The sequence below is a fragment of the Acidovorax sp. GW835-FHT14B10 genome (genome assembly GCF_058793725.1).
The window spans coordinates 57470-67225 of record NZ_JBXAGC010000025.1 but is presented as its reverse complement, the minus strand read 5'-3'; the positions used below and the strand labels follow the sequence as shown (position 1 = coordinate 67225).

The following is a 9756-nucleotide window of genomic DNA, read 5'->3' as shown; positions in this document are numbered from 1 at the left end:
CTCAACCACCTTGCTGCGGCCATCATCGCTCTGCGCAAGATTGAGCTACCAGTCAATGTTATTTACGGATAAATACTTAATCGCGCCATGCCATCAAGACCAGCCGGCTAGAGGACGCCCACTTGGTTAAAAAATTTGGACGGCCGCTCCGCTCCAATTTGCGAATCATCCCAATTCCTTGCAGGCATTTGAATTTCGGGGTCAGCGCTCCCAGGTCAAGCGCGAGGGACGAACGGCCACAAGGCCAAGGCGGCTTTAACCTTGCCGCGCGTTGCCCACGCGGTACGGGTTACAGTGCCCGGAGAGGCCACAGCCAGTGCGCGCCAGGCGCATCACCCGAAGCCTTCGAACCAGGCCAACATGCGTCTGGTAGCCCTTTGCGCTCTGGGCAGGGCTGGCCCTCATCGATTTCCCCCTCCCGCCCACTTACCGGAACACCCCCTATGACCAGCTCGATGTATATCCACTCGGTTCCCGTTTTCAAGCAGATGCTGACGGCTTTGCAAACCATCCTTGCTCAGGCCAGCGAGCACGCTGCAGCCAAGTCGATCGAGCCCGACGCCCTGTTGCAAGCGCGGCTGGCGCCCGACATGTTTCCGCTCCTCAAGCAGGTGCAGATTGCCGCCGATTTTTCACGCGGCATCTCGGCACGGCTGGCGGGTGTGGAGGTGCCGACCTTTGCTGGCCAAGAGAAAAGCTTTGCCGATCTGGATGCGCTGTTGACGCAGACCCTGGCCTTTTTGGACAGCGTGAACGCGTCGCAGTTTGAAGGCAAGGAAGGCGTTGAGATCGTCTTGCGCCCCGGCACGCCCAAAGAGAAAAAGCTCACGGGGCAGGTGTACCTGGCGAACTACGGCCTGCCGCAGTTCTTCTTTCATGTGACCACTGCCTACGACATCCTGCGCCACAACGGTCTGGCCATTGGCAAGCGTGACTTCATGGGCGCCTATTGACCTCGGCATATGGGTTGCGCAGGGCCTTGCACCGTTCGCCCCGAGCCGAAGGCCGAGCCGCCATCGCTCTGCGCTGGCTGGCAGTTGCACACCGGGGTGCTACCGCGCTGCCTGCGGGGGGCCACGCTAGAAACATGGTCTTCAGCACTCGCGGTGCAAAAGGCTCAGAAGGAAGTTTGAATTCTCTCTTTTGATAGCTTCCTGCGCTTGCTGCATAAGGGCTAAATGCCGATTTAACTTGTATTTTTTGCCTGCGCACCAGCGCTTTGGCTCAGGTCGCTTAATTCTGCAATGCGTAAGCCGTATTGCGTCCGCCGCCTTCCAATTCGCCCAGCACGCCCAGCGCCAACAGGCCGTCTGTGCCTTGCACGGCGCGCAGCAAATAGGCCAGAAACCAGCTCAGCCACGGCGTCACGTCCAGCGTGCCGCGCTGCCTTCCGCCCGGGCCAGGGTCATGTCGCCCACGGCGCGGCTGATGCGGCCGTTGCCGTCGTCAAAGGGGTGCAGGGTGATGGTTCACAGATACGCCAGCCCGGTGTGGATGAGGGCGTCGCCCGATGCGCTTATTCGCCGCAACTGTGCGGCGAATCAATGCACTATTCCCCGCACCACCGGACGCCACCGCCGTTCATGGCCTGACACAGGTCGAACAGATTGCTTTTGATTTGATAGCTGCTTGCGTTTTCTGACATTGCCTGAGAGGCGCTTTTCAGCTGAAATCTGTCGGTTGCCATGCACGCCCGGCCCGGGCCGATACGGCTCACACCCGCACCGATGCCCCGGTGGCATAGAACTGCCCGCCCGCCACGTAGTGCAGCGTGCGCAGTGCGTCGGGGGCGGTGTCGAACTCCCAGTGGCCGTTGCGGAAGACGCGGTCGTCGGCCCAGGCGGCCACCACTTCGCCGATGAAGAGGTCATAGGCCTGCTGGTTGTGCGGCTCGGGGATGACGCGGCACAGCAGCCAGGCGGCGCAGCCCTGCACCAGGGGCGTGGCGTGGCCGGGCGCGTGGAAGAGCTGGACGCCGTGCTGGCGCAGCTTGTCGGGGTGGGTTTTGGCGCTGTCGGTGCCCACCGCTACCGTGAGCGCGGCCATGGCCTGGGTGGGCAGTTGCAGGGCGAATTGCCCGCTGGCTTCCACCAGCTCGCGTGTGCGCGTGGCCTTGTCGAGCACCACGGTCACCTTGGGCGGCGCAAAGTCCAGCGCGCAGGCCCAGGCGGCGGCCATGGCGTTGTCCTCGCCCGCATGACTGGCCGACACCAGCACGGTGGGGCCGTGGTTGAGCAGGCGGTAGGCTTTGTCAAGCGGTACGGGGGTGAAGTGGGTGGGTTGCATGGCGTGGATTCTGGCGGGGGTGGCGGTCATCCGGGGTGCCCGGGGTACGTGGAGCTACGTGCTGCGGTTGATCCGGATGGTCCGTCGACGAGCATCCCCCTTACCATGCACAGCGTCATATTTCGCCCGGAATCGGGCTTTAACGGAGGACGCAATGTTCAGTCATGTGATGTTGGGTGTGAACGATCTGGAAAAGTCAAAGCAGTTCTACGACGCGCTGCTTGGTACCTTGGGCGTGGCGCCGGGGTTGGCCAACAAGAACCGCTATTTCTACCGCAGCGCGGGCGGCACGTTCGCCATCTCCACGCCCATCAACGGCGCGCCCGCCAACCATGGCAATGGCAGCACCATCGGGTTTGCCGCGCAGTCGCCCGAGCAGGCGGACGCCTTTCATGCGGCCGGCGTGGCCCACGGAGGCACCACCTGTGAAGACCCGCCGGGCTTTCGCGAAGGCCCTGGCGGCACGCTGTACCTGGCGTACGTGCGCGACCCTGACGGCAACAAGCTGTGCGTGTTGCATCGTCCCGCCAAAAAATAAGCCGCTGGTGCGCTGCGCGGCACCGCACGCGCAGCGCCATTTCACCGTTTCACGGTGGCAGTGATGCAAAATTCATAGCTGCAGGCGTAGGCAGTAAAAGCACTGCAGCCAAAAAAGTACCATGATTTCGCACTGGCACACTACGCCAGCACCTTGCGCCATACTCCTCCGCATGCGGCCGGGCGCCTTGCCTGTTGCCCATAGCCGGTTCCCGTGTGCGCCTTTGCCATGGCCCGGCGTGGCATGCCCGCCCGAGGAAAGAAACGCGTGAAATCTGCAAGTGATCAATGGTTCGACGAGGCCTACTACCAGCGCTACTACTACGACAAGAAAACCAGCGTGATCGACCCCGAGCATGCCGAACGCCTGGGCGCCTTTGTGTGCAGCTACCTGCAGTACCTGCGCGTGCCAGTGCAGCGGGTGCTCGATGTGGGCTGCGGCATCGGCCTGTGGCGTGGGGCGCTGGCGCGGCATTTTCCCGATGCCAGCTACCACGGTGTGGAGTTCAGCGACTACCTGTGCGGGCGTTTTGGCTGGGAGCGCGGTTCGGTGGTGGACTACCAGGCCCATGACCCGGCGGAGCCTTTTGACCTGGTGATCTGCCAGGGCGTGCTGCCCTACCTGAACCCGTCCGACCTGAAGCTGGCCCTGCGCAACCTGGGCCGGTTGAGCCGGGGTGCGCTGTATGTCGAGGCCGTCACGCGCGAGGACTATGAGCGCGACATTCTCGACGAAGACCTGACCGACGCGCGCCTGTTTCGCCACCGGGCCGAGCTGTACCGGCGCGGCCTGCAAGAGGGCTTTACCGAGCTGGGCGGCGGCGTGTGGCTGAGCCGCCAGTCCGAGGTGCCGCTGTTTGAACTCGAATGTGCGGGTGGCCGATGACCCTGGTTGCGGCACCCGTGATTCCCCATGCCGTTTCGCGCCAGCGCACCGAGCGCCTGGCGCGCAGCTCCAAGCCCTTTCTGGCGCGCGGCGGCCCGCGCGGCGAGCGCTGCGCAGGCTGCCGCCTGCTGCCCAGCCACTGCCTGTGCGCCCTGCGCCCGGCCGTGCCCACGCGCGCGGGTGTGTGTTTGCTGATGGGCGATGTCGAGGCGCTCAAGCCCAGCAACACCGGCTGGCTGATCGCCGATGTGGTGGCCGACACCTTTGCCTTTGGCTGGGCGCGCACCGCGGTGCACCCGGATCTGCTGGCCCTGCTGGCAGATCCGCAATGGCAGCCGGTGGTGGTGTTTCCGGGTGACGACGTGGCGCCCGAGCGCATGGTGGATGCCGTGCCCCGCAACGCTGACACCGAAGCCCCGCGCGGCACTAACGGCAAGCGCCCGCTGTTCATCTTGCTGGACGGCACCTGGCCCGAGGCGCGCCGGATGTTTCGCAAAAGCCCCTATCTGGATCGCCTGCCCGTGCTCCGCCTGCAGCCCGGGCAACGCTCACGCTACCGCCTGCGCCACACCCCGCACGATGACCACCTGTGCACCTGCGAGGTGGCGGCCCTGTGCCTCGAACTGGCCGGCGAGACCCGCGCGGCGCAGACGCTGGAGGCTTACCTCGACGTGTTCACCCACCACTACCTGCAGGCCAAGAACCAGCTGCCCGTGGACGAGGGCGATGTGCTGCACCAGCGCCTGCGCGATGTGAGCACAATGGCCTGAGCCTGCGCGCGCAGGGCGCCGGTGCCTTACAGTAGCCGCCCTGCTGGCTGCAAGCCAGGCCCACCCCCAACACACCAGCCCCCAGGGCTCCCCCCCCATGACCAAAGACCTGGCACGACAGAACGAACTCAAACCCATGGCCCTGTGTGAGCCCTGCCAGGGCATCCAGCGCAACTGGCGCAAGGCGCCCGGCCACGCCGAACTGGTGCAGCGCGGCAACCGCAAGGAAAACCGCGACCACGGTGAAGTGACCATCACCCGCTATGTGTGCGACCGCTGCGGCACAGCCTGGGAGTACGAGAACGACAAGACCAACCAGAAGGCCGGCTGGTCGGTGGTGGGGCGCTGAGAACCTGTGCACGACCCCTGCGAGACCCTGCACGGGTTCCAAGGCAGAGGTACTTGAAAACCATGGCTGCCAGCGCTGGATGGATAAGCGCTGGTGGCCATTCTGGTTGAAGTTTTCCATCGTTTGGAACCCTGGCGCAGGTCCCGGTGAATCGCATGCAGCGCTGCGCGAAGAAATTTTCAGTAACTACACCGCACCGCAGATGCGGCACTTTTTCACCGCATCCGTGTCCCACCTGCATTCCAGGAGACCACCCATGCTGCATCGCCGACGATTTCTGACCGCCACCACCCGCGCCATGGCCCTGGGGGGTGCGGCGCTGCTGGGGGTGCGCGGAGCGCAGGCCCAGCCCAGCTACACCGTGCCGCTGGCACAGTTGCAGGAGATGGTGGGGCAGAAGTTTCCGCGCAGCCTGCCGGTGCAGGGGCTGCTGGATTTGACGGTGCAGGCGCCGCGCCTGCGCCTGCTGCCCGAGGTGAACCGCCTGGGCGCGGCCATGGCGGTGGATGCGGCAGGCCCCGCGCTGCGGCGCAGCCATGCGGGCAGTTTCGATGTGGAGTTTGCGCTGCGCTACGAGGCCAGCGACCGCAGCCTGCGCGCCCACCAGATCCGGCTGGGGCCGCTGGATTTCCCCACCCTCAAGCCCGCCGTCACCGAACTCCTCAACGCCTACGGCCCGGTGCTGGCCGAGCAGGCGCTGCGCGAAGTCACCCTGCACCAGCTGCGCCCGCAGGACACGGCCGTGTTCGACGGCCTGGGGCTGCAGCCGGGACCCATCACGGTGACGGCCAAGGGGCTGACGGTGGCCTTTGTGCGCCAGCAGCCTTGAATCCGCTGCGGTGCGTAATGCTTCTGTTTTGATCGCTGTTGGCGCTTGATACACAAGCACTTTTGGTGTATTTCATCCAAAACATGCTGTCCAGAGAGGCTGTGCGCCTTGCACGATGTCCAAAGGGGCCCCTGCCACCGTCCTGCACAGTGCACCGCAGTGTTCCATCCGGCGCACTTTCGCGTGGCAGCGTTGGCCCCATATTTCACCCATCTGCCGCCCCATCGTGGTGGCTCATCTGCCAAGGAGTCCCTGATGCCGTCGTCCCCAACCACCGCCACCCTGCCCATCGTGCAGGCCCAGGCGCTGGGCCCGCTGTGGCCCACGATGGACCCGTTCCTGTTCTGCGCCCACCATGACGATGCCTACCCGGCAGGCAACGGCGCCTTTGCGCCCGCCGTGTCGCTGGAAGACCGCCAGATCGGCAGCGACTTCAGCCGCAAGGACGGCTGGAGCATGTACCACGGCGATACCGTGCCCGGTTTTCCGGGCCACCCGCACCGCGGTTTTGAAACCGTCACGCTGGTGCGCAAGGGGCTCATCGACCACTCCGACTCGCTGGGCGCGGCCGCGCGCTTTGGTGGTGGCGATGTGCAGTGGGTCACGGCCGGCAAGGGCATCGTGCATTCGGAGATGTTTCCGCTGCTCAACGCCACCGCGCCCAACCCGCTCGAACTCTTTCAGATCTGGCTGAACCTGCCGGCGAAGAACAAGATGGTGGCGCCGCACTTCACCATGCTGTGGAACGAGCGCATCCCGCGCCTGGTGCACCAGGATGCCGCAGGCCGTGCCACCACGGTGACGGTGGTGGCGGGGGCCTTGCCCGGCGCGCCTGCACCGCTGGCGCCGCCGCCCGAATCGTGGGCCTCGCAGCCCGAGGGCGACGTGGCCATCTGGACGCTGCACCTGGCGCCCGGCGCGCAGTGGACGCTGCCCGCGGCACAAGGCCAGGGCACGCGCCGCATGCTGTACTTCTTCGTGGGCGACAGCCTGCGCGTGGGGCCGCAGGACGTGGACCGCCACGCCGCGCTGGAGGTGGTAGCCGGCCACGACTGGCTGCTGACCAACACCGGCACCAGCGCCGTCGAATGCCTGCTGCTGCAGGGCCAGCCGATTGGCGAGCCCGTGGCGCAGTACGGCCCCTTCGTGATGAACACGCAGGCCGAGATCATGCAGGCCATGAACGACTACCGCCGCACCCAGTTTGGCGGCTGGCCCTGGCCCGAGCAGGACCCGGTGCATGGCACCGAGTCACGGCGGTTTGCGCGCTACCCTGGTGCGGATGCAGACGAGGTGCCCGCGCCTGTGTGAGTCAGTACGCCAGGTGCTCGGCGAGGAAGTCGACGACGGCACGCACGCGCGGCGCCAGCCCCCGGCCACCCGGGTACAGCAGGTAGAAGCGGTCTTCGTCCGATCGCTCCTGGAAGTCGGCCAGCAACGACACCAGGGTACCGGCCGCCAGGTCCGCAGCGATGTGGAAGTTGGCCAGCCGAACCACCCCCAGACCCACCAGGGCCAGCGTGCGCAGCAGCTCGCCCTGATTGGCGCCCACGTGGTTCGGAATGTCGATCGTCTTGAGCGCATCGTCCTCGTGGAAGGTCCATGCGTTCCAGTGCATGCGGATCGTGAAGTTCAGGCAACGGTGGCGCAGCAGGTCGTCGGGTACCTGCGGCGTGCCGTGCCGGCTTAGATAGTCGGGCGAGGCGGCAATCACCCACGGGCGCCGCATCAGGGGGCGGCCGACCAGTGACAGCTCGGTAGGCCGGCCGCTGTGGATCGCCACGTCGATCCCCTGTTTGGCGAAGTCGCCGCGCTCGGTGCCCAGCAGGAACTCCAGCCGCAGCTGGGGGTGCTTGTCCAGCAAGGCGGGCAGGTGCGGTGCGATCAGGTACTTGGCCGTGGTGAGTGCGGTGTGGATGCGCACCACGCCCGACACTTCGGCATCCGCCGCATTCACGGCGTTCTCGGCTTCGGCCATGGCCTCCACCACGCGCTGGCTGGCCATGCGGAATTTCTCACCCTCCTGCGTGAGGCGAATGGCCCCTGCGATGCGCTCGAATAAGCGCACATTCAGCCGGGTTTCCAGCCGCGCGATGAGCTTGCTCACGGCCGAAGGCGAGAGCTCCAGCTTGCGCCCCGCGCCCGAGAAGCTGCCTTCCTCCACGACGCGCAGGAATACGGTCAGTTCGCCAAATTTATCCATAGGTCTGGGGGTGATGCTGTGAAATCGGTTCACACGCCCTGTGCCTGGCCGTGCGTTGTCTCTGGGGCACTGACTGTACAGAATGGCCACGAAGGCCTTGCACAGCGATGTGCAGGACACCCTGAACAAAGACCACTCAACGGAGACAAGGCACATGACCAAGACCCTGGTGCGCATCGGCTCGGGCGCCGCCTGGTGGGGCGACCGCGTGGAGCCGGCCGCCCTCAACGCCGAGCGCGGAGAACTCGACTACCTGTGCTTTGAGACCATGGCCGAGGCCACGGTCTCGGCTGCCCAGGTGCGCGCACGGCGCGACCCGTCCTTTCCCGGCTACGACACCTACCTCGATGACCGCATGCGTGCGGTGCTGCCGGCCTGCATGCGGCAGGGAACGCGCATCGTCACCAACCAGGGCTGGATCAACCCCAAGGGCGCGGCAGAGCGCATCGTGGCGCTGCTGCGCGAGCTTGGCATCACTGGCGTGAAGGTGGCTGCCGTGGGCGGCAGTCTGATCACCGACCACGTGCTGGAGCTGGCCGACACCATTCTGGAAAACGGCCAGCCCACGCGCACGCTGCAATCGACACTGATCTCGGCCGAGGCGTACATGGGCGCCGAACCTATCGTGGAGGCGCTGCGCGCCGGTGCGCAGATCGTGGTCACAGGGCGCGTTGCCGACCCTTCGCTGTTCCTGGCGCCCCTGATGTTCGAGTTCGGCTGGGACCCGCTGGACCACGAGAAGATTGGCGCGGGCACGGGCATCGGCCATCTGCTGGAGTGCGGCGCGCAGGTCACCGGCGGCTACTTTGCTGACCCGGGCTTCAAGGACGTTCCCGATCCGTGGAACTTCGCTTTTCCGATTGCCGACGTGGAGCCCAGCGGCGCAGTGACCCTGTCCAAGGTGGCCGGCACGGGCGGTGCGATCACGCTGCAGACGGTGAAGGAGCAGATGCTGTACGAGGTGCACGACCCTGCCAACTACCTCACGCCCGACGTGGTGGCCGACTTCACGCAGGCGCACCTCACGCAGGTGGGGCCGGACCGGGTGCGCGTCACGGGCCTGACAGGCAAGCCGCGAACGCCCACGCTCAAGGTGTCCATGGGCTGCACGGAAGGCTTCATCGGCGAGGACATGTTCTTCTATGCCGGCCCGGGCGCCTTGCGGCGCGCCGAGCTGGCCAGGAAGGTGCTGCAGGAGCGCTTCAAGATCGTGAAGCTCGACGCCGAAGAGACGCGCATCGATTTTCTGGGCATCAATGCCGTGCATGGCGCGGCCACTCCAGATAACGCTTCCGAGCCGTACGAGATTGCGGTCCGCGTGGCGGCCCGGACCCGCACCCGCGAGGAAGCTGCCAAGGTGGGCCGCGAGGTGGACGGCATGGCGGTCTCCGGTATCGCCCACACCGGCAAACGCGTGCCGCACCAGGAGCGAACGCGCGAGGTGATCGGCGTCTGGTCCGCCCTTGTGCCGCGTGAACAAGTGCCGGCGCACATCGACTACTTCCAGAGCTGAGCAGGAATTTCCATGCAAGTAATGCTGCAACATCTGGCCCATGCGCGTTCGGGCGACAAGGGCAACACCTCCAACATCGCCGTTTTCGCCTACGAGCCGGCTTTCTATCCCTTGCTCAAGGAACAGCTCACTGCCGAGCGCTTCAAGGCGTTCTACGGCGAGGCCATCACCGGCGAGGTACTGCGCTACGAGGTGGACAATATCGAGGCGCTGAACTTCGTGGCGCATGGCGCCCTGGGCGGCGGCGTATCGCGTAGCCTGTCGGTCGACAACTACGGCAAGGCGCTGTCTGCGGCCGTGCTGGGTTTTGTGATGGACGTGCCCGATACGCTGCGACCGCTGCTGCGCGGCCAGTCACTGCTGTGAGCCAGGGGACGGGCGTG

Annotated in this window: 11 protein-coding genes and 1 pseudogene; 9 read left to right on the top strand and 3 right to left on the bottom strand. The window is 65.7% G+C overall.

Features of this window, described 5'->3' with window-relative positions:
* The first annotated feature begins 443 nt into the window (after window positions 1–443).
* Window positions 444–953: a DUF1993 domain-containing protein gene (locus tag AC1Q5S_RS17340; protein ID WP_303837771.1), complete on the top strand. Its 510-nt coding sequence runs from the start codon at window positions 444–446 to the stop codon at window positions 951–953.
* 367 nt (window positions 954–1320) lie between these two features.
* Here the strand turns inward: AC1Q5S_RS17340 and AC1Q5S_RS17335 are convergent.
* Both AC1Q5S_RS17335 and AC1Q5S_RS17330 read right to left on the bottom strand, forming a co-directional pair.
* A pseudogene (locus AC1Q5S_RS17335) lies at window positions 1321–1511 on the bottom strand (Fic family protein); the annotation flags it as partial.
* A gap of 202 nt (window positions 1512–1713) precedes the next feature.
* Complete coding sequence (locus AC1Q5S_RS17330; RefSeq protein WP_303837770.1) at window positions 1714–2286, bottom strand: flavin reductase family protein; 573 nt, start codon at window positions 2284–2286, stop codon at window positions 1714–1716.
* A gap of 154 nt (window positions 2287–2440) precedes the next feature.
* Here AC1Q5S_RS17330 and AC1Q5S_RS17325 point away from each other — a divergent pair, with 154 nt between their 5' ends.
* The 6 genes from AC1Q5S_RS17325 (at window position 2441) to AC1Q5S_RS17300 (ending at window position 6968) form a co-directional block, all read left to right on the top strand.
* Window positions 2441–2824 carry a VOC family protein gene (locus AC1Q5S_RS17325; RefSeq protein WP_303837768.1) on the top strand — a complete coding sequence of 128 codons (384 nt, stop codon included), beginning with the start codon at window positions 2441–2443 and terminating at the stop codon, window positions 2822–2824.
* Between the two features lie 267 nt (window positions 2825–3091).
* Window positions 3092–3709 carry a class I SAM-dependent methyltransferase gene (locus AC1Q5S_RS17320; RefSeq protein ID WP_422204845.1) on the top strand — a complete coding sequence of 206 codons (618 nt, stop codon included), beginning with the start codon at window positions 3092–3094 and terminating at the stop codon, window positions 3707–3709.
* Complete coding sequence (locus AC1Q5S_RS17315) at window positions 3706–4479, top strand: tRNA-uridine aminocarboxypropyltransferase (RefSeq protein WP_303837764.1); 774 nt, start codon at window positions 3706–3708, stop codon at window positions 4477–4479. The genes AC1Q5S_RS17320 and AC1Q5S_RS17315 overlap by 4 nt, the downstream gene beginning before the upstream one ends.
* A gap of 97 nt (window positions 4480–4576) precedes the next feature.
* A complete protein-coding gene (locus AC1Q5S_RS17310; RefSeq protein ID WP_303837762.1) occupies window positions 4577–4828 on the top strand; it encodes a hypothetical protein in 252 nt (83 codons plus the stop codon).
* A gap of 256 nt (window positions 4829–5084) precedes the next feature.
* On the top strand, window positions 5085–5657 hold the full coding sequence (locus AC1Q5S_RS17305; protein ID WP_303837760.1) for a DUF1439 domain-containing protein: 573 nt from the start codon (window positions 5085–5087) through the stop codon (window positions 5655–5657).
* 255 nt (window positions 5658–5912) lie between these two features.
* Window positions 5913–6968: a pirin family protein gene (locus AC1Q5S_RS17300; RefSeq protein WP_303837758.1), complete on the top strand. Its 1056-nt coding sequence runs from the start codon at window positions 5913–5915 to the stop codon at window positions 6966–6968.
* Between the two features lies 1 nt (window position 6969).
* On the opposite strand, the gene AC1Q5S_RS17295 is transcribed toward AC1Q5S_RS17300, so the two are convergent.
* Window positions 6970–7860 carry a LysR family transcriptional regulator gene (locus tag AC1Q5S_RS17295; protein ID WP_303837756.1) on the bottom strand — a complete coding sequence of 297 codons (891 nt, stop codon included), beginning with the start codon at window positions 7858–7860 and terminating at the stop codon, window positions 6970–6972.
* Window positions 7861–8014: 154 nt separating this feature from the next.
* Between AC1Q5S_RS17295 and AC1Q5S_RS17290 the strand changes: the two genes are divergently transcribed.
* A complete protein-coding gene (locus AC1Q5S_RS17290; protein ID WP_422205818.1) occupies window positions 8015–9373 on the top strand; it encodes an acyclic terpene utilization AtuA family protein in 1359 nt (452 codons plus the stop codon).
* A gap of 12 nt (window positions 9374–9385) precedes the next feature.
* Window positions 9386–9739, top strand: coding sequence for an AtuA-related protein (locus AC1Q5S_RS17285; RefSeq protein WP_422205816.1), 354 nt, complete (start codon window positions 9386–9388; stop codon window positions 9737–9739).
* Window positions 9740–9756: the final 17 nt, after the last annotated feature.

Coding starts and splice junctions, on each gene's coding strand:
- AC1Q5S_RS17340 (WP_303837771.1), top strand. CDS start 444: ATGACCAGCTCGATGTATATCCACTCGGTTCCCGTTTTCAAGCAGATG.
- AC1Q5S_RS17295 (WP_303837756.1), bottom strand. CDS start 7,860: ATGGATAAATTTGGCGAACTGACCGTATTCCTGCGCGTCGTGGAGGAA.
- AC1Q5S_RS17300 (WP_303837758.1), top strand. CDS start 5,913: ATGCCGTCGTCCCCAACCACCGCCACCCTGCCCATCGTGCAGGCCCAG.
- AC1Q5S_RS17285 (WP_422205816.1), top strand. CDS start 9,386: ATGCAAGTAATGCTGCAACATCTGGCCCATGCGCGTTCGGGCGACAAG.
- AC1Q5S_RS17325 (WP_303837768.1), top strand. CDS start 2,441: ATGTTCAGTCATGTGATGTTGGGTGTGAACGATCTGGAAAAGTCAAAG.
- AC1Q5S_RS17315 (WP_303837764.1), top strand. CDS start 3,706: ATGACCCTGGTTGCGGCACCCGTGATTCCCCATGCCGTTTCGCGCCAG.
- AC1Q5S_RS17310 (WP_303837762.1), top strand. CDS start 4,577: ATGACCAAAGACCTGGCACGACAGAACGAACTCAAACCCATGGCCCTG.
- AC1Q5S_RS17290 (WP_422205818.1), top strand. CDS start 8,015: ATGACCAAGACCCTGGTGCGCATCGGCTCGGGCGCCGCCTGGTGGGGC.
- AC1Q5S_RS17330 (WP_303837770.1), bottom strand. CDS start 2,286: ATGCAACCCACCCACTTCACCCCCGTACCGCTTGACAAAGCCTACCGC.
- AC1Q5S_RS17305 (WP_303837760.1), top strand. CDS start 5,085: ATGCTGCATCGCCGACGATTTCTGACCGCCACCACCCGCGCCATGGCC.